The sequence below is a fragment of the Sphingobacterium kitahiroshimense genome, from assembly GCF_025961315.1.
Lineage (GTDB): Bacteria > Bacteroidota > Bacteroidia > Sphingobacteriales > Sphingobacteriaceae > Sphingobacterium > Sphingobacterium anhuiense.
Genome location: NZ_JAOQNK010000001.1, coordinates 745,889 through 766,266, shown reverse-complemented (window position 1 = coordinate 766,266; position 20,378 = coordinate 745,889). Strand labels below are relative to the sequence as shown.

The 20,378-nt window shown below is 35.6% G+C and carries 21 protein-coding genes; 10 read left to right on the top strand and 11 right to left on the bottom strand.

The window, feature by feature from the left end; genetic code table 11:
* Positions 1-55: 55 nt before the first annotated feature.
* Together M2265_RS03435 and M2265_RS03430 are read right to left on the bottom strand one after the other, a co-directional pair.
* Entirely contained in the window at positions 56-1,099 is a 1,044-nt protein-coding gene (locus tag M2265_RS03435; RefSeq protein WP_132767789.1) for a DNA topoisomerase IB, read from the bottom strand.
* Positions 1,100-1,195: 96 nt separating this feature from the next.
* Positions 1,196-1,444 carry a Rho termination factor N-terminal domain-containing protein gene (locus tag M2265_RS03430; protein ID WP_132767791.1) on the bottom strand — a complete coding sequence of 83 codons (249 nt, stop codon included), beginning with the start codon at positions 1,442-1,444 and terminating at the stop codon, positions 1,196-1,198.
* A 296-nt stretch (positions 1,445-1,740) separates the two neighbouring features.
* Between M2265_RS03430 and M2265_RS03425 the strand changes: the two genes are divergently transcribed.
* The gene (locus M2265_RS03425) at positions 1,741-1,938 is read left to right on the top strand and encodes a hypothetical protein (RefSeq protein ID WP_132767793.1); all 198 of its coding nucleotides are present in this window, start codon (positions 1,741-1,743) and stop codon (positions 1,936-1,938) included.
* 107 nt (positions 1,939-2,045) lie between these two features.
* On the opposite strand, the gene M2265_RS03420 is transcribed toward M2265_RS03425, so the two are convergent.
* Positions 2,046-2,258 (bottom strand): hypothetical protein, encoded by a 213-nt coding sequence (locus M2265_RS03420; protein WP_021188388.1) that lies wholly within the window; start codon positions 2,256-2,258, stop codon positions 2,046-2,048.
* Between the two features lie 414 nt (positions 2,259-2,672).
* On the opposite strand from M2265_RS03420, the gene M2265_RS03415 reads away from it, so the two are divergent.
* On the top strand, positions 2,673-3,251 hold the full coding sequence (locus M2265_RS03415) for a hypothetical protein (protein WP_132767794.1): 579 nt from the start codon (positions 2,673-2,675) through the stop codon (positions 3,249-3,251).
* 33 nt (positions 3,252-3,284) lie between these two features.
* On the opposite strand, the gene M2265_RS03410 is transcribed toward M2265_RS03415, so the two are convergent.
* The 3 genes from M2265_RS03410 to M2265_RS03400 form a co-directional block, all read right to left on the bottom strand.
* Positions 3,285-5,171: a PAS domain S-box protein gene (locus tag M2265_RS03410; RefSeq protein ID WP_132767796.1), complete on the bottom strand. Its 1,887-nt coding sequence runs from the start codon at positions 5,169-5,171 to the stop codon at positions 3,285-3,287.
* A gap of 99 nt (positions 5,172-5,270) precedes the next feature.
* On the bottom strand, positions 5,271-5,456 hold the full coding sequence (locus M2265_RS03405; RefSeq protein ID WP_021188383.1) for a hypothetical protein: 186 nt from the start codon (positions 5,454-5,456) through the stop codon (positions 5,271-5,273).
* 259 nt (positions 5,457-5,715) lie between these two features.
* A complete protein-coding gene (locus M2265_RS03400; RefSeq protein WP_206368250.1) occupies positions 5,716-5,976 on the bottom strand; it encodes a SemiSWEET transporter in 261 nt (86 codons plus the stop codon).
* Positions 5,977-6,565: 589 nt separating this feature from the next.
* Here M2265_RS03400 and M2265_RS03395 point away from each other — a divergent pair.
* Positions 6,566-7,342 carry a tryptophan-rich sensory protein gene (locus M2265_RS03395; protein ID WP_132767798.1) on the top strand — a complete coding sequence of 259 codons (777 nt, stop codon included), beginning with the start codon at positions 6,566-6,568 and terminating at the stop codon, positions 7,340-7,342.
* A gap of 29 nt (positions 7,343-7,371) precedes the next feature.
* On the opposite strand, the gene M2265_RS03390 is transcribed toward M2265_RS03395, so the two are convergent.
* Positions 7,372-8,094, bottom strand: a complete 723-nt coding sequence (locus tag M2265_RS03390; protein ID WP_132767800.1) for an MBL fold metallo-hydrolase — start codon at positions 8,092-8,094, stop codon at positions 7,372-7,374.
* Between the two features lie 238 nt (positions 8,095-8,332).
* On the opposite strand from M2265_RS03390, the gene M2265_RS03385 reads away from it, so the two are divergent.
* Positions 8,333-9,202, top strand: coding sequence for a DMT family transporter (locus tag M2265_RS03385; protein WP_132767802.1), 870 nt, complete (start codon positions 8,333-8,335; stop codon positions 9,200-9,202).
* 105 nt (positions 9,203-9,307) lie between these two features.
* Here M2265_RS03385 and M2265_RS03380 read toward each other — a convergent pair whose 3' ends face one another.
* Both M2265_RS03380 and M2265_RS03375 read right to left on the bottom strand, forming a co-directional pair.
* The gene (locus M2265_RS03380; protein WP_021188379.1) at positions 9,308-9,523 is read right to left on the bottom strand and encodes a hypothetical protein; all 216 of its coding nucleotides are present in this window, start codon (positions 9,521-9,523) and stop codon (positions 9,308-9,310) included.
* A 57-nt stretch (positions 9,524-9,580) separates the two neighbouring features.
* Positions 9,581-10,060: a hypothetical protein gene (locus tag M2265_RS03375; protein WP_132767804.1), complete on the bottom strand. Its 480-nt coding sequence runs from the start codon at positions 10,058-10,060 to the stop codon at positions 9,581-9,583.
* Positions 10,061-10,317: 257 nt separating this feature from the next.
* On the opposite strand from M2265_RS03375, the gene M2265_RS03370 reads away from it, so the two are divergent.
* From M2265_RS03370 to M2265_RS03360, 3 genes are all read left to right on the top strand, one after another.
* The gene (locus M2265_RS03370) at positions 10,318-10,839 is read left to right on the top strand and encodes a ferritin-like domain-containing protein (RefSeq protein ID WP_206368252.1); all 522 of its coding nucleotides are present in this window, start codon (positions 10,318-10,320) and stop codon (positions 10,837-10,839) included.
* Between the two features lie 65 nt (positions 10,840-10,904).
* A complete protein-coding gene (locus M2265_RS03365; protein ID WP_021188375.1) occupies positions 10,905-11,057 on the top strand; it encodes a lmo0937 family membrane protein in 153 nt (50 codons plus the stop codon).
* Between the two features lie 36 nt (positions 11,058-11,093).
* Entirely contained in the window at positions 11,094-11,294 is a 201-nt protein-coding gene (locus M2265_RS03360) for a hypothetical protein (protein WP_132767806.1), read from the top strand.
* Between the two features lie 246 nt (positions 11,295-11,540).
* Here M2265_RS03360 and M2265_RS03355 read toward each other — a convergent pair whose 3' ends face one another.
* Positions 11,541-11,735: a cold-shock protein gene (locus M2265_RS03355; protein ID WP_021188372.1), complete on the bottom strand. Its 195-nt coding sequence runs from the start codon at positions 11,733-11,735 to the stop codon at positions 11,541-11,543.
* Between the two features lie 592 nt (positions 11,736-12,327).
* On the opposite strand from M2265_RS03355, the gene M2265_RS03350 reads away from it, so the two are divergent.
* Positions 12,328-13,767: an SDR family oxidoreductase gene (locus M2265_RS03350; protein ID WP_132767808.1), complete on the top strand. Its 1,440-nt coding sequence runs from the start codon at positions 12,328-12,330 to the stop codon at positions 13,765-13,767.
* 69 nt (positions 13,768-13,836) lie between these two features.
* Positions 13,837-14,919 (top strand): NAD(P)H-dependent flavin oxidoreductase, encoded by a 1,083-nt coding sequence (locus M2265_RS03345; protein WP_132767810.1) that lies wholly within the window; start codon positions 13,837-13,839, stop codon positions 14,917-14,919.
* A 52-nt stretch (positions 14,920-14,971) separates the two neighbouring features.
* Here the strand turns inward: M2265_RS03345 and M2265_RS03340 are convergent, their stop codons facing one another.
* Positions 14,972-17,137: an ATP-binding protein gene (locus tag M2265_RS03340; protein ID WP_132767812.1), complete on the bottom strand. Its 2,166-nt coding sequence runs from the start codon at positions 17,135-17,137 to the stop codon at positions 14,972-14,974.
* Positions 17,138-17,565: 428 nt separating this feature from the next.
* Here M2265_RS03340 and M2265_RS03335 point away from each other — a divergent pair, with 428 nt between their 5' ends.
* Entirely contained in the window at positions 17,566-20,250 is a 2,685-nt protein-coding gene (locus tag M2265_RS03335) for a PAS domain-containing protein (RefSeq protein ID WP_132767814.1), read from the top strand.
* Positions 20,251-20,378 lie beyond the last annotated feature (128 nt).

The following is a 20,378-nucleotide window of genomic DNA, read 5'->3' as shown; positions in this document are numbered from 1 at the left end:
AAAGGGGCAATTGCCCCTTTTTTTTATAGTTTGCACGATGATCAAATGTAATAGGTTATTTTTCACAACGTGATCTGATAAATTTCAGCAGCGCTTTTTCGGTCGCACCATCTGTATTTTGCACCATTTTCCGTTTAAGTTTTAATAATTCATTTTTTAAATCACCATCTACATACTGTTTCTGCAATTCCGGATGAATATAATAGTTCCTTGTAACTGATCTGGTATTGCCGAGTTGTTTAGCGACATGATCAAGGATGGTGACCAGTACTTTTTTACGTTCAGAAATAAGTTCGCCATAAGGCTCATTAGCCATCATCATAAAGGCAAGCGTGCAACCTGCCCATGTACGAAAATCTTTACAGGTATAATCTTCTTGCATCGCTTGTTTTAAATAGCGGTTCAGATCTCCTGAATCAAGCCGTTGAATAGCACCATCATGATCGTAATATTGAAAAAGCTCCTGACCGGGGATTTCTTTGACGTTTTTAAGCATTTTAGCTATTTTTGCTTCCTTGATATAAACCTGCTGAAGTACGCCTTTTTTCCCTTTAAATTTAAAAAAGATTTCATTTTTGTCAATTTTGACATGTCTGTTTTTCAATGTGGTGAGCCCATATGAGCCGTAGTTATGTTCATAGGATTTGTTTCCTGCACGTATGTAAGTTGCATTCATGGTAGAGATTGCAATCGCACAGACTTTTTCTTTGGATAATTTCTTTTTCCGTAGATCTTTCCGCAATTGCGTGCGGAGTAATTTCATCTTATTTGCAAAGCCCAGTAAACGATCAAATTTTTTGACATTGCGTATGGTTGACCAGTCCAGATGATAAATATATTGCTTCCTACCACGCTTATCAATACCTGTTGCCTGTATATGACCATTTTTAAATTTGCATATCCAGACATTTTCCCATGCTGGTGGGATCACAAGAGACGCTATCCGCTTTAAGGTATTTTTATTTTTGATTGGCTTGTTCTTGGATAGATAAGTGAATTTGCCTTTTGTATATGTGCGGCAATAACCAGGTTCCGTATCTGTAACGTAACGTAGATTTAGAGCGACAGATGGGTGAGATGAAGGTGTTAATGTTTTCATGTGCTCCAAATTTGTGAAGGAAATGTTTTGTTAATATTCAATTCCGCCGCCACATGTAATATGCGGAAGAAATTATTTTGATTAATTGAAATAAATTTAATGGTTCCTAATAGCCTTTATCAGTTCATCTTTTTTCATTGAATGCCTACCGGCTATGCCAATTTTTTTTGCTTCTGCAAGTAGATCCGATTTTGTCCTCGAATCCAAGTCAGTAGCTTCTCCGCCTTTCTTGCTGGCATCCGGAGAATTTGCAATTCGTGCGGATTTTTCCTTACTCATTCCTTTCTTGCGTAATGCTTCATATTGAGCATCGTCTTTAATCTGTTTTCCGTGATCTTTTGCCATTGTTTTACATTTTAAAGTTTACATTACTCTCTTCTTAGCTGAGATTTCCCAAAGTAAGAACGGCTTGAAACGAACAATGTTTAAGAAGGCGCTTCGAATGCGTAGTATTTGAAAAAAACAGGTATTTTCTTACTCTTCTGGACAGAAAGTTATGATTTTATCAATCAGGTATTTTGACTTGTAGTCTCACGTACATACAATGATTTCTTACCAAATTATACCTGTTTTAAAATATTTTATTAACCACTTTTATTTCACTTTGTTTTATAATAGTATTTCCGTTATAACTTTTAAATATGAAAAACCTGATTGTACTTTTATTTATTCCGGTCCTGTCATTTTTAGGCTTAGTGATTAATCTGCTTATTGCTATGCTAACCCGTATCAGACTAAGGGCATATTCATTTTTTAAATCAGAAGACAAGGGTAAGAAAAATTTTATTACTGCAGTCCTGATTAATGGAATTTACAATAGCGACATGATCTTTATTTAACAATCGGCCATTAAGAATGCATCGTATTGTGATTATTATCATATTAATGAACCATTTAGGTAAATTTCAAATTATTAATATAAAATTAGAGTGAAGCTGGTAGATGATCACGTATCGTGATCATCCATAAGTTTTGCGATATTATTATCAGCTTCCTTTTTTGCAAAATGTTCTCGCGCAAGCTTTAGTCCTATTGCAATAGCCGTTCCTTCACTGGCGCCTTCTTTTAATAGCGCATTCGCAATTTCTACAGCTTTATCACGAATTTCAACGGGCTGGTTTTTATAGGACGGTGGATAATCATTGTTGTACCAGGGCATAAATTCTCCTTTCTAATAGTTAAATAAACAATATCAAAGCAATGAGTTCCAGAAAGTCGGTGACTCACTAAAATCTTTTGTGAACTGTAATTGAATAACACATAAGCGCTTATAAAGTTGATTCTTATATTCCAGATAAAAAAGAAATTATAAATTTTCTTCAAAAACCGTATAAAAAAGCAAACAACTTGAATTACAGATTTGTTCTATAATAACAACAAACTACTATGAAGTAAAATTTTTTATTTACCTAATCTCCTACATGTTATGCGATTCACTTCCTTATCCCGACCCTTACTTCTAGATCTCAAGTGCAGAGGATATAACTTATTGACGTCCTATAATTCTCTTGATTTATCTAACTCGACATGGCAACCTCTCCGGGTTCACAATGTACACGAATATCTTCTACAAATGAATTTTAATGGAAGTAATACTTATCTAAAAAAGCCGACCATTCTCGTAATAGATCAGGTTTTAACACACATAGATGATAATAAATTTGGTGGAGAAGTATTTGTAGAAGATGATCATTCGCAACGTTTGCAGCAGAAATGTAGACTATATGATCTTCGTTATCATTTCACAGCCAATCCAGAAATTTACGATTTTTCATTCGATCCACAACGGCTACTGATCCGGAATCATGCCTTACGTACGGGTGACCACGACATTTATTTTAAATACCTAGCGATGTACTATCAGGAGCATGTGACTTATGAAAGGCGGGATATAGAAGAACTGACCGAAACGCTAATGTGTCTGGATGCAAATCAAGCTGAAAAATGGTTTAAAAAGCATCATGTAACCGTTATGGAATCAGATATTTGGATATGCGACGAAGATGCTATTCTGAAAGTACTTGCTGTGAAAGAGCATGACCATCATTGGGGAATTTTAGATGATACAGAGGAAATGATCTATAATCTAATTAACCCGCAAGAACTCGTGTTATTACGTGATATTTTCTGGATAGATCCCAGGATAATTTAATGACTAATTGGACGTTTCTATTTATGTTTATTCCTAGCTAGGGATTGGATCACCGATCTCATCAAGTGAAAAGTAGAAGGTCGTTCCAGATCCTTTCTCGCTTTCTACTTCAATTGCTGAATCATGATAACGCAGGATCTCAGAAACAATGTAAAGCCCGATGCCGAACCCTGATATGTGTGCAATTTCATCATTATCAACTCTGTAGAAACGGTTAAATAACTTTTCTTGATCTTCTTTAGCAATTCCGATACCTTCGTCACTAACAAACAATTTGACTTTCCCGTCTTTTTTCTCACAACCAATCGTGATGGTACCACCGGCAGGTGAATATTTTATTGCATTTGAAATCAAATTGGTAAAGACCTGTGCTATTTTATCATGATCTGCAAAGATTGTAATTGGTTCTGCGCAGGCAAACTTAATTTTATGCTTAGATATCATCAATTGCGCTTCCTCTCGCACTTCCTCAAATAAAGATAGAAGTGTTATGGACTCTTTATTTATTTGCAATTGATCTTCTTCAATCCTGGCGAGGCTGAGGAAATCCCGTATCATGGCAATCATTTTTTTAGATTGGGTTTCAATTTTGTTACTCATCTGTTTACCCAGATCATTTTTATTGTCCTGGTAATTTTTCTGCATGATCTGAGTAAATAATAAAATGGAGGTAAGCGGAGTTTTCAGTTCATGGCTCACCATGGAGATAAAATCATTTTTCCTCCTTTCTTCCTGTTTTTTTTCAGAAATATCCCTAGCAATTTTTGAAACTCCTATTATTTGACCAGCACTATCCCTGATGGGTGATATGGTTAGAGATACGTCCAGCAGCTGTCCCGTTTTAGAGATACGAATAGTCTCAAAGTGTTTTAATGATTGACCAGCTCGTAATTTCGCAAGGATATGATCCTCTTCACTTTTGCGGTTTTCAGGAATTAACTTCAAAATAGGCTGACCGATTATTTCACCAGCTTTAAACCCAAATAATTCTTCTGCTGCAGCGTTCCAGCTTGTTACGATGCCTTCTAAAGTTTTACTGACAATGGCGTCATTGGAAGAATTAACAATTGCCGCCAGTTCAGCATTTTTAGTTTCCGAATTTTTAAGTTCAGTAATATCAAGTACCGAACCAATAATTCTATGCATCTTATTTGTATTATCCATATAGGTAGCTCCTTGAACGCGTATCCATATGGTACTATTTTTATCGCTCTTTAATACCCGGCATAGAAAATCAAAGTGTGAATTGGAACTGCTTTCTTTTAGCTTTTGTATTATAAAGTTAACGTTATTTTGATCCTCTGGGTGAAGGAGCTCTAAAATGTGGTGGTAGTTAAGGTCATTGAGGTGTAGCCCAAGAATTTTTTCGGCTTGTTTAGAAATATAGAGTTTGTTTTCTTCAAAATCCCAGTCCCAAGTGCCTAGATCAGTGGCCTCAATGGCCAGTCTAAGTCGTTCTTCACTCTCTTCCAGTAAAGTCATGAGCTTGTTTTTCCTTTTTTCTTCTTCAACCAGCGGCGTTACATCTTTTGTAAAACAGCGCGAATGTATAAACTTTCCATCTTTGAAAAGTACATTTGAACTGATTACAACATACTTAATAGAACCATTTTTACATTTCAATCTTGCAGGAAAATCCCGTATGGTTTCTTTGGCGGTAAGGCGGTTAAGAATTTCTTCGATTACTGCTGCATCCTTATGGAAATCACTGATCGGATGGCCAATATATTCTTCTTTGTCATAACCCAGTAGATCTAATTCTGCTTGGTTTGCCCAAATAATAATCCCGCTCTCATCCACCCAATGTAATGGGACAGAACCATTTTCAATAAAGTCGGAGAGTTCAGCAACGCGATTTCTAAGTTCATTATTTTCCTTTTCCAGAATTGCTAAATTATCAGATATATCAATCTTATTCATGCTGTACGTCTCTTTTTGTATTTAAAGATAAAGAATAACTGCACAATTATGTACTAATAGTCATATAAATTAGCAATTAAGGAAGTTTTTGGAATTGCATTACGCTTCGTCCTTGGTGTTTTTAACCAAGCCTATTCCAGAGAAGAAAAAGATTAGTCCAATAATTCCGACTACGATGAGCGTCGTATAAGCCGTACTCTTATTAACCAATTCATAGCCCGTATAAATCATTCCTACAACACCTAATAGCGTCAGTATCGTTCCGAAAATTCGTTTTACATTCATCTTTTTTTATTATAAGTGATTTTTTTTGAAATTTTATCTTACCAACATCATACTTCCACCCAGAATAGTAAACTGTTATGGATAGCAATTAAGATTACCCTTATTCGGTTGCTGTCTTTTGGTTGCTAGTCATGGTTTTTGTTTCGTATTGGTTTTGATGCATTTCTTATACAACAACTGATAAAGCAAAAGGTTCGAGTTTTAGAGATTAGTAAAAAAGTAAATAGGTAATAAGGAGAGAAGATCCTAGTTGCTATACTTATTTGTCCTTAAATCTCAGGTAATAACTCAGTAAAAACAAATTGACTAGGACAGCAAAAGCGTTTGAAATAATAATCGGTAATTCATTCTTTATTATTCCATACCACACCCATAAGGATAAGCCCGTTATCAGAATAATGATCATGGGCAAAGAAAGGTCTTCAACGGTTTTTTCCTTAATCACTTTTAAAAGCTGAGGCAACATGGATATTGATGTTAAAATTCCGGCAGTGATTCCGATTAAATTTTCTAGGATCATAATTTTTATTTTTATAAAGTGCGTGAATATCCATTTTCTTTATGTTCGCTTTCGTATTTGTACCGTATGTTTAAATTAAATACGGGTTTTAGGACGCATTGTTGAAAATAAGAAGTAATAGTTATTAATTTTGATATTCGGTTCATCACCGTGCTATTAATTTGGTATATAAAAGGGTCTCAGCTTTGAACAGGCTGTGACCCTATTTTTTTGGCGAAACTATCTTGCTATAGAAATATGATGGTTTTCAAAAAGATTTACCAGGTAGAGCAACGTGTAAAAGTTATGTTTTACTTAAAATAAAATTCATGCTTCTCAGTGAGAATTATACAATTGACTAGAATTGCTTACGCTATCTTTCTGCACTAGGCAAAGTCTCGAATTCATCGAAAATTTGAATACAAATTCATTTGATCCCATCTTAATTATATTTCTTTTATCACTTTAGAACCTTTTTAGGATCAAAAAAGTTCGATGAAGTTGAAATAAATTGGCAAAAGAAGCTTTGATCCCATGAGGTGTAAATTTTAACATATGAATGGCAAACGACTACGTTGTTTGATTGTTATTGAATTATAATCAACATACTATGAAAAATATTACCCTTGCGATTACTAATCTTGTGGCTTTATTAACTACGATCGTTATTAATTACTTATCAAATACCGGTTTCATAAATGGCAGAACAATGAAAACTGTTTCCGATGACTATCATAACTTTTTTACTCCCGCGTCGTTTGCTTTCTCTATCTGGGGACTGATTTATTTGCTTTTGATCGGTTTTGTTACGTATTCATTTTTCATATTGAAAGCAAAGAAAGAGAGCCAAATTATAGATCGGGTAGGAGCATGGTTTACGGTTTCATGCCTGTTAAATAGTATATGGGTTATTGCTTGGTTGACAGATTATATCGGAATTTCTGTATTATTGATGATTTTGTTACTGCTAACGTTATTGAAGATTGTTGTGAATGTTAACGTAGCACTGACTAATCCTCCATTTCGTATTGTCGCATTCGTTTGGTGGCCATTCTCGCTATATGCAGGGTGGATATCGGTTGCATTAATCGCAAACATAGCCGCTTATCTCGTTAAAATCGATTGGAATGGATGGAATATTTCACCGGTATACTGGACAATGATCATGGTAATTGTAGCGGGTATTGTTAATGGTTTTATGACCTGGAAGCGTAATATGCGCGAATATGCTTTAGTAGGAGTATGGGCATTAATAGCTGTAGCGGTTGCCAATAGAGATAACGGAACAGCTATCTTCCTTGTTAGCATGGGTACTGCAGCAGTTATTGCTACAAGTTGCTTGATTCATGGCATCAAAAACTTTCGCGGCTTTGGAAATGAAATTTAAACAGCAGGATTAAATGGTCAGCTTAAATTTTAGAACTCTAAGATAGCTCTTTTCATGTCGTGATACAGAAGCACTTTCCAATGCTGCGCTTTTGCAAGTTTTTCCCATTCAGTACGTTGCTCCATGGCTTTCTTACCATCGAAATCGCTCTTAAATGCAATTGGATATTTTAAATAGCCTGCTGTTGGGAGGTTATCAGCACCGTAGAAGGCAATGCTTTCTTTGTCGCGAATTAAAAACACCTGATGAAAGGGCGTATGGCCGCCTGTCACTTCAAAAGAAATTTCTGAGCATATAACACCTCTATCATCGTCCATCCAAACAATGGTGCCATTTTCGGTAATAAAATCCAAAATGTCAAAATCAAAAGAGGGATTATTGGTCTTACTTTTAGCAAAAAGATATTCTCTTTTCTGTATATAAATCTTTGCATCAGGAAAATTCAGAAACCATTCATTTCCTTGTGTATTGACTAAGCCAGCAATATGGTCTTTATGGAGATGTGACAATAAAATAGTTGTAATACATGAGGGATTGAAACCGAGGGCTAGTAGGTTATTAAGTATTACGGGAGATCCTTTATGATATCTCCCTAGCCCTGCATCCAGCAAAACAACATGATCCTCAACCTCAATTAGAAAAGGCTGGACAGCCATTTTAAGGCCTGTCGCGCTTGCTAATTCTTCCAAAGGAGTAAATACCTTGTTTTTGTCGACGCAGAAGTCACCATCTTTTAATACATGAATTTTCATATAACAGCAAAATACTTTTATTCAGGGATATTAGCAAGCAGAAAAATACTATATCTTGCTTATGTTTAATAAAAAAAAGTTATTTTTGAATCAATCATGAATAGAAAAAGTAGCCTTCCTCCTCCAATAGCGTAATGTCCTATTAAAATAGATTGACATACTTTCGGCTGATAAGCCGTGTGCATCAGTATGTCAAAAATTTAGATATTAACTATAAAAAAGAAATACGCTCATTTTCATGAAAAAATCATATTTACGCTTACACATTGCTGTTATATTAGCCGGTTTTACGGGAGTTTTTGGTAAATTAATATCCTTAAACGAGGGTTTATTAGTGTGGTACCGAGTACTTTTATCAGCAATTATATTGTTCTTTGTTTTAAAGTTTTTTAAAAAAGATATCAAGCAGTCGATGCCCGAAAAACTTACTGTAAGTTCTGTAGGCATGTTAATTACCATCCATTGGATATTTTTCTATGCCAGTATAAAATATGCAAACATATCAATCGGAGTGGTCTGTTACTGTTTGACAAGCTTATTTACAGCAATTTTCGAACCTCTGATCAACAAAAAACCTTTTTCAGTCCCACAGCTTTTATTAAGTTGCCTAACTTTATTAGGCATCAGTTTAATATTTCATTTTGATTCATCTTATCAGCTTGGGATATGGCTTGGAGTTATATCAGCCGCATTTGCAGCATTGTATACTGTATTTAATGAGCGGTTGGTAAAAAAGCATGATAGCATCGTCATCAATTACTATCAAATGGTAGGAGGGACAATCGGTTTGGGAATACTATTACCATTTTATCTCTATTTTTTTCCAGTGACAACGTTGCTTCCTTCTACAACAGATCTACTCTACCTATTATTGCTAGCCGCTTTTTGTACCGTCACGTTGTATGTCCTGTTTGCGGAAGTTTTACGGGTAATACCTGCCTTTACGGTTAATTTAAGCTTCAATTTAGAACCTATTTATTCCATAATCTTAGCATTTATATTTTTTAATGAGGGTAAAGAGGTCAATACTTCGTTTTATTTAGGTTGTGCTTTTGTTATGTTATCTGTTATCTTACAGAGTGTATTTTCAAAACCAAAGCAGGTCTAAAGGTAAGAGCCGATTGCAATTGATGTAATCGGCTCTATTGTTGTGTTTTAGATTATTTTGTAACCTTTTGTGTGTCGGGCTATTCAGCTCGGTAAAGGCAACAACTTATTCCTGTATTCTTTTGATGGCATCTGAAATATCAAGTTCAACGTTGTTGTCATCAAAAAATGCATCTGCTACATCAGCGGAAGAAATCATAAAATATTTTTCATTTTTAGAATTAATAAAAGTTGTTTTCACCACATTAGCTCCATCTATCAGCAGATTTTCACTAAATGTAGGAGTAAGGTCGTAAGTGTCTTCGTTTAAAATATACAACATCGCTATAATTTTTAAGTTTACTAGAATAATAAAAAGACTTTTCCAACATGAAGTTGCTTATGATCCTGTATGTGGCAATTTAATGTTTATCCACACCGGATATGGGAATTCTAATACATCAAGCGGTAATATATGATGGAGTATCAGGTGATCCTTTGCTAAGTAGTTATCTACATCATCTTCAGCAGGGATTGCAACAACCTTAAAAATGGCATCTTTATCTGTCGAATTAATATCCGATTGCAATAGGCGTACATTATAATCGATCAGCCATCTCGCCAATTCATCCTTTCCGAATCTTTTGAGATATAATAACTCCTTATCATAATTTAAGAGCTCTTCCTCTTCCTTATCAGGAAAAAAAGTATTGAGGAATTTAGCGTAAAGAGATTTATCCTTATTTCGTAATGTGTAATTTTTAATAATTAATCGCTGCTGACTATAATCAAAGCTAAAAGTTTTAGGTTGTTCTAGAGCCTCATAATACTCCTGATAGTTGATAAGTCGACCTTCCAAATTCATTTTTTCCTCTTCCATATATGTATTATTTTATAATTGTCATCTATAAAACAAATAGGACAAGAAGTGGTTTGCTTTTTTCTTATCAATTTTTCTTATATATTATTATTCTTAATAATACTTCGCTTTCAAAAGTCATTTGAAGACGAAGTATTAAATTTTTTATAACGAGATTTTTACCTAATATCTTCTTTTTTATACGCGTTCTATATTTCGTAATGAACTATTATCTGTCCCATAAGTTATTAGTGTAGTTTAAATTAAAACTTAAGATCATGGCTAAAAAAAACAAAGATGGCGAAATGCCAAATGCGCACTTACATGAATTATTTGTAGATGAGTTGAAAGATATTCTGGGTGCGGAAAAGCAACTGCTTAAAGGTTTAAAAAAGTTAGCAGACGGAGCTCATAGTGATAGTTTAAAAGAAGCATTTAAAACGCACTATAAACAGACAGAAGGGCAGATTGAAAGATTAAAAGCGGTATTCTCGAGTCTGGATATGACCGCTCGTGGTAAAAAATGTAAAGCGATGGAAGGCCTATTAAACGAGGCTGATGAAATTTTGGAAGAATTCCAGGATAGCCCTGAAGTACTGGATGCTGCTTTGATCGCCGCTGCACAAAAGGTGGAGCATTACGAGATTGCAACCTATGGTTGTCTTGTTACTTATGCGAAATTGATGGAACACAGTGAAGCAGAAGAACTGTTAGCGGCTACATTAGCGGAGGAAAAGGATACAGATGTATTATTGACTGAAATTGCAATGAGCGAAGCTAATCTCGGAGCAGCAAAATAAATTGATCAAGAACAGGCCGGTATATACTACCGGCTTCTTAATTTTAAATCTAATATTACTTTACTATGGGAAATATATTATACACAATCGCCGTAATTTTGATAATTATTTGGGCGATCAGTTTTTTTGGAGGATTTTTTACTGGTGGGATTATTCATATTCTATTAGTGATTGCCATCATCGTTATTTTATTGCGTGTTATCCGAGGGGGTGTTTAATCCCCCTTTATAGCTGAATTTTAGATTTTTAGTGCTATGAGAAAACCCGATATTTACAAGGAGTTAAATAATGGTAGACAATTTTTAGCTTGGATATTACATGATGATTCAAAAATTGTTGAAATCAGAAGCCCGGTTATAGTGGATGGCTTAATCGTAAATGTTGAAGTTGAGCGATATCATGAAAATAGAAAAATAGCGGTTTTAGAAATGGAGAATCTTTTAAATAAAGAATAGTATCATTGGCTTTAAGTTGCTTATGCTCAGGTTTCTATCATAAATGTGCATTGCCGCTAGATGAATGAGGGCCAATTGAATACAGTTTTTTATGAGTTTGTAGAGGTTTCGCAGGATAAGCATATGAGATATGCACCATACTATTTGTGGGTGGGAGTGGTTATTGTAAAAAATGTAGTTAATTAGCATAATTGCTAATCACTACATCAGAAATAGAGAGAATTACAATATAATTCCCCAATTCTTTTATCTTGCTACGCGTACATTGAATGCGTTAACACCTTTTTGACCGTTTTCTACTTCATAAGTAACACGCTCGTTTTCACGGATGTCATCTAGTAAACCTGTTGAATGTACAAATACATCTTGACCACCATTTGATGGTGTAATAAAACCGAAACCTTTGGTAACGTTAAAGAATTTTACTGTTCCTTCTTGCATTATATTATAGTTTTTATTAAAAATTATTTAATTCTGTGCCACCCTTCATGTCATAAGATATAACTTGATAACTTGCGGAAGTCGATCGATCTGCTAGCAAGAAAAGGATGTATGTATTAGTAAAGGTTGATTGGAATCAAGCTCTACAGAGTACTGCGCACTTTTTATGAATAACAAAAATCGGCAAGTGATGTGGTGAATGATCACGTAAGGTACTTACTGGGACTAAATAACCACTACAATGCCCGATACTATCTCAAATATAAATATAAATAAACTATAATCAAATTATTTTTTCAAAAGTTATCAGTTTTTATTTAAGGTAAAATTGAAAAATACATAAATTAAATAGCAGAAGACTTACTTTTACCGATACAAATTGTTATTATCTTTACTTGGCGGAATGGAAATGTGAACGTACATTACTCCATGTTTTAGATGTCCAGTACAAGATCTATCATGTACATGGGGCATGGATAATACTTATTGACGTTGTATTTAACGGGCTGACTCTTGAACGATCACAGGACGCTTGAAGATAATTCTATTACGAAGTGGTGGATTATATGTTTCTTAATGAAAATCTTTACTGATGAAAATACTATTGACAGGAGCCACGGGTTATATTGCTCAACGCTTACTTCCAGTCTTGCTTGACAAAAAACATCAAGTTGTATGCTGTGTTCGTGATGTGAATCGCTTTGATAGGAGCAAATATGAAGGTTTTGATTTTGAACTGATAGAGGTCGACTTTTTGAAGAATGATTTTTTGGATCAAATTCCGCAGGATATTGATGTCGCTTACTATCTGATGCATTCGATGTCATCCTCAGAAAACGATTTTACAGAGGCCGAACTTACTGTAGCTGCTAATTTTAAAGCAAGTATCGAACAAACAAATATTAAACAAGTTATTTTTTTAAGTGGTATTGTTAATAGCAAAGAGCTTTCAAAACACCTGCAATCACGTTTAAATGTTGAAGAACGTTTACAATCGCACCATTATGCTTTAACTACTTTAAGAGCTGGAATTATCGTAGGGTCGGGTAGTGCGAGTTTCGAGATCATAAGAGACTTGGTCGAGAAGCTACCGGTTATGATTGCTCCGAAATGGTTAAAAACAAGGTGCCAGCCAATTGGCATTCGTGATGTCCTCTCATTTTTAGAAGGAGTGCTTATGAAGGAATTTACCTTTAATAGAACCTATGATATCGGTGGGCCTGATGTAATGACATATAAGGACATGCTACTCCGTTTCGCACAAGTGCGAAAACTTAAACGCTGGATCATTACCGTTCCTGTCATGACACCCAAGTTATCTTCTTATTGGCTATATTTTGTTACCTCTACTTCGTTTCCATTAGCCAGTAGTTTAGTTGAGAGTATGCGGGTAGATGTAATAGCAAAACCTAATGATCTACAGGAAAAAATTAATGTAAAACCTATGCGTTATGAACAAGCTATTGAATTGGCCTTTGGTAAGATCGAACAAAATCAAGTCATATCGAGCTGGCGAGATGCACTGAATATAGAAAGGTATCCCAACAGCTTTGTTAAACTTATTGAAGTTCCGCAAGACGGGTGTTTTAAAGATGTCAGATCAATGAAAGTGGATGATGTGGATCTTGCCTTGCGTAATATTTGGTCAATAGGAGGGAAAACAGGATGGTATTATGCAGATTGGTTATGGGGTATTCGTGGATTTTTGGATAAACTTGTTGGCGGGGTTGGTTTACAAAGAGGAAGAACAAATTCAGATACGTTGTCTACAGGCAGTGTCATTGATTTTTGGAGAGTAATTCTTGCAGATAAAAAAGAACGTAGACTACTGTTATATGCCGAAATGAAATTGCCAGGAGAGGCCTGGTTAGAATTTAAGATTGATCAAGATGATACGTTTACCCAAACAGCAACTTTCCGGCCATTGGGTATATCCGGCAGATTGTACTGGTATTCTGTTTTACCTTTCCATGCTTTCATTTTTAAGGGTATGATGCAAAACATAGCAAAAAAAACGACTAAAAAGATGTAAAATTATGCTTTATATTTGTTTATGAACCTCTTAAATAAGATGTAAAGCTGGAATTTAACACCCCATATCATGAACTGGAAAAATAATATAACCAAACTATTAGACGTTGAGTATCCCATTATACAAGCACCAATGTTTGGTGTTACAACTCCAGCAATGGTAGCTGCGGCGACTAATGCAGATTGCTTAGGTACTCTTGCCTTGGGCGACCTGCCTGCTGAAAAATGTATTGAACATATTCGCGCAACAAAGCAGTTGACAAAAAATAACTTTGCGGTGAATATTTTTGTAAATGATATACCTGAACTGACGGATGCGTTAAGAGAAAAATATACTGAAACCAAAGATTTTATTGAAAATATTGCACGTGAGCACCATCTCGATGTTCATCTGCCCAGCATTGAAGAAATACAGATCAATAGCTATCATGACCAAATTGATGCTCTTATTGCGGAAAAATGTAGGTTTGTAAGTTTCACTTTTGGTAATCTTGACGAACCAAGTATTTATAAGTTAAAAAATAATGGCACCATGCTTCTGGGAACCTGTACATCTGTTAGCGAAGCGGTTATTTTAGAAAAATCTGGGGTTGATATTGTTTGTGTGCAGGGACTTGAGGCTGGCGGACATCGGGGTAGTTTTAGTAGCGATGACATACCTGCCATAGGAGGTTTATCTTTGTTACCTCAAGTTTATGATAGCGTCAATATACCGATTATTTATGCAGGAGGTATCTACAATGCCAAGACCTTACTGGCTACGCAACTCCTGGGAGCACAAGGATTTCAACTCGGAAGTCTCCTCTTGGGATCTTCAGAAAGTGCGTTAGAACAATTTGAAAAACAGCGTTTAAGGGATGTCGATGAAACAGCTATTGCGCTTACTAAAAGTTTTTCGGGACGTTATGCACGAGGTATCAAAAATGTTTTTACAAATCTAGTAGATGAAGGACATATATTGCCTTATCCTTATCAGAATAAGTTAACCGGCGAACTGAGAAGAGTCGCAAAAGCGAACAATAATAGCCAGTTTGTTAGTATTTGGACAGGTCAATCTAATAATGGGTATAGTGGGAAATCTACAGCTGAAATTATTCAAAAGCTGATCACAGAAGTGGAGAGTTTATATAGCATTAAAGAGGATAGAAAATAAGGAGATACGATTTCTGATCGTGTTCCTTAAAGATCAAGACAAGAAGAATACATTATTCAGCATTCTGAAATATAATCTCAAATGTTGTTCCTTTTCCTACAGCACTTTCAACCCTAATATCCGCTCCTAATCGATCAATAATTCTTTTTACAATAGAAAGTCCGATTCCAGAACCATCATATCCTGAGGAATTTGAAAGTCTTTGAAAGATATCAAAAATATTATTTTCTTTCTGAAGATCCATTCCAATACCGTTATCTACAATAAAGTAGGTTACCATCGTTCCAGATTGTTTACTGTATACTTCAACTTTTGGATTTTCTTGCTTACTGCTGTACTTAACCGCATTTCCGATAATATTTAAAAAAAGTTGGTAGATCAGAGTTCTCTCGCCTCTTACAGGAATAATTTCCCCCATTTTAAAATCCAGACCATCAACGCCGTATTGATTTTTCGCAATATCAGTAATGGAAATGATATTACTTTTTGGATCCAAGATTTCAAGGTTTAATGCAACCGAATTCGATTTGGATAATTCATGAACCTTATCGATCATTTCGGTAATAAGTGCTGATGCATCTAATATATTGTTCGCCAGTTTAAGTAAAAGCTCCTTTGGAATATCATTTTTCATCAATAACATCTGTGCTCCCAGTTTGATGGATGACAAAGGATTTTTAAGATCGTGTGTCAGCGTATAGCTGAAAGTATCGAGCGCATTATTAGAACGGACAAGATCTTTGTTCAGTTGTTCAATTTCGGCATTCCTTTTGGCTATTGCTTGTTGAATAAGGAATATAATACGTTCTAAGAATGATATCTCGATCTTAAGCCATGGTGAGGATGTATTGCCCGTTATTTGTTTCCATGCATCAAAAGAAGTTCTTGGAGAAGGAAAGGTTATTTTTTTTGTTGCATCGTACTGAAGATGCTTTTCAGGTTTTCCAGCCCATATCTCTTCTATTAAGCGCTCTTTACGGAACAGGTATATTTTCCAGTCTGATTGTGGTAATATCTCCGCGGCCATCACACCAGGAAGGTGGTTTATGCCACTGCTGAATTTAAATTGATTGCTGGAAATTATTCCAATGTCATTTTTTATGAAATTATGGATTTCTTGCAATTGATTTCTGTCGGGAATTATGCCGAAAGATTTTTCATTTTTAGCATATTTTAAATACAGTCCGTCAGCATTCATGATGTGCATGATCTTCTCGCCAAACGATTCAAGAACATCATGTGTATCTCTGTTTATTAAAAGATCACCTTTTAGATCTTTCTCTAGAATATGCATTGTATTCTGCAATTCTATATCTTTTTTTAATAAATTAGAAATATGATGATTCGTTGCGTATTGGGTCAAAAAAGTACAAAGATGCCTCTGTGCGAGATCCACATGTAGTGGTGTTTTATTCTGACAAGTAACCAATCCCCACAATTTTCCATCTTTTATAATAGAGAAGCTTGCACTGGCGCTAACTTTAGAATTTCTTAAATATTGGAGATGGATGGGAGAGAGCGCTCTAATGCTCGTTTTTGTTAAATCGATATCCGCGCGATCATTACTGATGATTTTATGTGTAGCTCCATCTATATCTGCAGTATGTCTGGCAAGAAAGATGGTGTACAATTCGCGGGCCTGCTTGGGTATATCAAATTCAGGATAGCGATAACCTAACAGTGAATGTATGTTTTCCGATTTTGATTCTGCAATAACCTTCCCGCTGCTGTCTTCCAAAAATTGATAGACCATCACCCGGTCATAATTGATAATCTGGCGTATGATATTCGTAAGCGATTTCCAGATATCTGTTTTATTTTCTTCTAAGTATTTAGCATAATAATACAATCGATTAGGTTTTAACAGATTTTTATTGCAGATCTCCGCTTCCACATAGGTATGATCATTATAGCGATAAATACTTAAATCATAATTTTCATTATTGATAATTATTTTTTCTGTAAATCTGTAAAAAATAGAGGTATTGAAACTATCTTCTACGGTTTCAAAGACTAATTTGTCATTGCCCGTTAATGCAGCTAGAATGATATCGATATTAAGATCTAAATATTTTTCTAAAGGAGTATTAGACAGTAAAGTAACATTCTCACTAGCAGCTATGCATCTTTTATCGTTATTGAACACAAATAGAAAACCGAGATCCTGAATCAGACCACATAGTGTAATTTTCTCATCTTCACAATCTAAAAATTCCATAAGAGCTATTAAAAACGTTCAATAATATATTATTGTTATTTTGATGTAATATCGAGGAGGAATTAGATTTTTTTACAAGCTTATTCTTTCAGAATATTATTTCAATCAGAAACAGAGAGTAAATTTAAGAAATAAAAATGAAATCATTTTAAGCGTCACCCTGATCGTACTACTATAATACGAATTAAAACGTGCGGTAAAAGTATAAATACGTATATTTCACAAATTTTTTATTTATAGTTCTACAATAAAGATATTCATGATATTTTTGACCAGCAGAACATAGCATAGCAGTTTTTTTGACATTGACCGTTTATATTATTTGCCTAAGAAGGGCAGGCTTTTGGACTTTACTATAGCATAATAGCAAATTTTTGATACATCTCCTGCGCGACAATCAGCTACTTTCGTATTTTATTTTGTAATGAATGAATTTTAATGATAACCATCTACTAAAAGCCTTGGTAGACACTGCACCATCTGGAATTTGTATTCTCAATTCGGACGGTTTTATCGCCGAATTAGCCAATGAGAAGTTTCTCCAGATAGCAGGTAGAAGGGAAGAGGATTTAATCGGTAAATCTTACTGGGAAACCTTTTCAGAAGTGAGGGAGCAATATGAGGATATTTTATGTCATGTTGTTTCCAATAATAAGGCCTATCATGCCGATCAGGTGCCAATGATTCTTATGCGCAATGGTAAGCAGGATCTTATTTATGTAACATTTGTTTATGCACCGATGGTAGATCTTGACGGTAAAGTGCATAAGGTAGCGATCTGGGTTCAGGAAAATACGAAAGAGGTAATGGAACGTGAAAAAGATACCGCTTTTAATAATGCAATGAAAATAGATCGTGACCGTCTGCACGATTATTTCCTTCAGGCACCTGTTGGGATTAGTGTCATGACTGGCGAGAATCTATTAATAGAATTTGTAAATCCCAATTATCAAGCCATGTTGCCAGGTCGCTCACTTGTTGGCCGCCCGTTTTTCGAATCTCTTCCCGAAATTGTTGATACCGATATTGCACAAGCTTTAACCGATGTCTTTAAAACAGGTCTTCCTGTTTCTTTTCGTGATCGCTTAGTCGCTATTTCAAAAGAAGAAGATGGACCGACAACAGACCGTTATTTCGATTTTAGTTATGTTCCCCGGTTTGATTCTAACGGAAAAGTAGACGGGGTTTTTAATTTTGCTTTCGAAGTGACCGCGTTCGTTCACAGCAGAAGAAAAGCGCGACAGGAAAGTAACAACATGGCACAGATACTGGATATGCTACCCGCTTCTGTAGTCGTGATCCGGGGATTTGATCTTGTTGTAGAAATGATTAATGACTCCAATCTTGCCTATTGGAAGAAAACAAGAGAAGAAGTGATCGGTAAACCCTTTCTTGAAATCCTTCCTGATCTTGCCGACCAACCTTTTGCAAGTCAGCTTCGTCAGGTCATGGAAACAGGGCAGGTGATCGATGTCAAGGAAAGTCCGGTTATTTTTACAAACGCTGATGGATCGATCAGAGAAACCTATGTAGACTATACCTATCAACCCTTATCGGATCTAGATGGAAATAGAAATGGTGTGCTGGTGATGTCTTTCGAAATTACGGACCGCGTTCACGCAAGAAAGCTATTGGAGCAATATGCAAACGAGCTTACAGCAACAAATGAACTGCTTGCCCAAAGTGAATCCAGATTTAAGTTTCTCATTCAAGAGGCACCCGTGGCAATTGGAGTCCTTCAGGGTAAAACACTGATCGTGGAGACCGCTAATGAAAAAATACTTGAAGTCTGGGGTAAGACCAGGGAAATTGTGGGCCTTCCATTGGCGTCCGCATTACCTGAACTTGATGGTCAGCCCTTTCTTGAAATATTGGATGATGTATTTGCAACAAGAGAACCATTCTATGCTAATGAAATACCAGCATTGCTTGAACATGGAGGGAAATTAAAACAATTATTTTTTAATGTCGTCTACCAGCCTATTTTTGATCAGCATGATAACGTTTCTGATATTGTAATTGTAGCAGTTGATGTAACCGAGCAGGTAAATTCACGAAAAGCATTAGAGATCAGCGAGCAGCATTTTCGCAAGTTATCTGATCTTGTTCCTGTTAAAATATCCAATGCACTTCCAAACGGAGAAGTAACTTTTTTCAATCAGGGATGGCTTGATTTTTCAGGACTGAGTTTCGAAGACCTCCGTGATTTTGGTTATTTTCAGATGATACACCCGGATGAAATAGAGAATTTTCAACAAGGGCTCTTACAAGCATCCAAAACTGGAGTTCCATTTATTTCGGAGATGCGGTTTAAGAATAAAGAAGGTCAGTACATCTGGCACATTAATATAGCTTCTCCTGTACTCGATGCTCAGGGTAAGTTGATCATGTGGGTCGGCTCTACCACAGATATTCAGGCAATCAAAGAAGAGGAGCAACGGAAGAATGATTTCATCGGCATGGTTTCTCATGAATTAAAAACCCCGCTTACATCCTTAAACGGTTATCTCCAGATCTTACAGTTGAAGTTAAAGCAGGATGATGGTTTAACATTCGCCGAGCATGCGTTAGAGCGTTCACTAAAACAAGTCCGGCTAATGACCTCCTTGACAAATGGTTTCTTAAACGTATCACGTCTGGAATCTGGAAAAATGCACATAGAAAAATCAACATTTGATCTTCGTGGATTATTTAAGGAAACCTGTGATGAATATCGTATTCTATTTCCGAATAATAAAATCACATCCAAATTTAGTGACGAAGAAATTCCAGTTTATGCCGATCGGCAGAAAATAGCACAGGTATTTAACAATCTGATCGGAAATGCAGTCAAGTATTCACCAGCAGCTAGTGATATTTGGGTAACTGTTGAGCAAATTGGTACAAGGGCACGGGTTATGGTATCTGACCAGGGCATCGGCATAAAACAAGAAGATTTATCAAGGCTTTTTGAGAGATATTACCGAGTGGGCGATACGACTGTTTCTGGATTCGGTATTGGGTTATATCTAAGCATGGAAATTATTGAGCGCCATGGGGGCAAGATCTGGGCAGAAAGTGAATTAGGAAAAGGTTCTAAATTCTTTTTTGAACTGAATATATATCAAAATTGATAAAAAAGATCATTTTGCGATCTTCCAAACAGCTATCGACAATAATTTTTCATTAAGGATTTAAAAACAGAAGGTATTCAACAGAACAATGACAGGAGCTATGCACAGTGCAATGAAATCGAATCAAT

What these genes read in the sequence shown, in the direction of transcription:
- M2265_RS03435 (WP_132767789.1), bottom strand. Translation starts at nt 1,099, where the DNA reads ATGAAAACATTAACACCTTCATCTCACCCATCTGTCGCTCTAAATCTA.
- M2265_RS03430 (WP_132767791.1), bottom strand. Translation starts at nt 1,444, where the DNA reads ATGGCAAAAGATCACGGAAAACAGATTAAAGACGATGCTCAATATGAA.
- M2265_RS03425 (WP_132767793.1), top strand. Translation starts at nt 1,741, where the DNA reads ATGAAAAACCTGATTGTACTTTTATTTATTCCGGTCCTGTCATTTTTA.
- M2265_RS03420 (WP_021188388.1), bottom strand. Translation starts at nt 2,258, where the DNA reads ATGCCCTGGTACAACAATGATTATCCACCGTCCTATAAAAACCAGCCC.
- M2265_RS03415 (WP_132767794.1), top strand. Translation starts at nt 2,673, where the DNA reads ATGAATTTTAATGGAAGTAATACTTATCTAAAAAAGCCGACCATTCTC.
- M2265_RS03410 (WP_132767796.1), bottom strand. Translation starts at nt 5,171, where the DNA reads ATGAATAAGATTGATATATCTGATAATTTAGCAATTCTGGAAAAGGAA.
- M2265_RS03405 (WP_021188383.1), bottom strand. Translation starts at nt 5,456, where the DNA reads ATGAATGTAAAACGAATTTTCGGAACGATACTGACGCTATTAGGTGTT.
- M2265_RS03400 (WP_206368250.1), bottom strand. Translation starts at nt 5,976, where the DNA reads ATGATCCTAGAAAATTTAATCGGAATCACTGCCGGAATTTTAACATCA.
- M2265_RS03395 (WP_132767798.1), top strand. Translation starts at nt 6,566, where the DNA reads ATGAAAAATATTACCCTTGCGATTACTAATCTTGTGGCTTTATTAACT.
- M2265_RS03390 (WP_132767800.1), bottom strand. Translation starts at nt 8,094, where the DNA reads ATGAAAATTCATGTATTAAAAGATGGTGACTTCTGCGTCGACAAAAAC.
- M2265_RS03385 (WP_132767802.1), top strand. Translation starts at nt 8,333, where the DNA reads ATGAAAAAATCATATTTACGCTTACACATTGCTGTTATATTAGCCGGT.
- M2265_RS03380 (WP_021188379.1), bottom strand. Translation starts at nt 9,523, where the DNA reads ATGTTGTATATTTTAAACGAAGACACTTACGACCTTACTCCTACATTT.
- M2265_RS03375 (WP_132767804.1), bottom strand. Translation starts at nt 10,060, where the DNA reads ATGGAAGAGGAAAAAATGAATTTGGAAGGTCGACTTATCAACTATCAG.
- M2265_RS03370 (WP_206368252.1), top strand. Translation starts at nt 10,318, where the DNA reads ATGGCTAAAAAAAACAAAGATGGCGAAATGCCAAATGCGCACTTACAT.
- M2265_RS03365 (WP_021188375.1), top strand. Translation starts at nt 10,905, where the DNA reads ATGGGAAATATATTATACACAATCGCCGTAATTTTGATAATTATTTGG.
- M2265_RS03360 (WP_132767806.1), top strand. Translation starts at nt 11,094, where the DNA reads ATGAGAAAACCCGATATTTACAAGGAGTTAAATAATGGTAGACAATTT.
- M2265_RS03355 (WP_021188372.1), bottom strand. Translation starts at nt 11,735, where the DNA reads ATGCAAGAAGGAACAGTAAAATTCTTTAACGTTACCAAAGGTTTCGGT.
- M2265_RS03350 (WP_132767808.1), top strand. Translation starts at nt 12,328, where the DNA reads ATGAAAATACTATTGACAGGAGCCACGGGTTATATTGCTCAACGCTTA.
- M2265_RS03345 (WP_132767810.1), top strand. Translation starts at nt 13,837, where the DNA reads ATGAACTGGAAAAATAATATAACCAAACTATTAGACGTTGAGTATCCC.
- M2265_RS03340 (WP_132767812.1), bottom strand. Translation starts at nt 17,137, where the DNA reads ATGGAATTTTTAGATTGTGAAGATGAGAAAATTACACTATGTGGTCTG.
- M2265_RS03335 (WP_132767814.1), top strand. Translation starts at nt 17,566, where the DNA reads ATGAATTTTAATGATAACCATCTACTAAAAGCCTTGGTAGACACTGCA.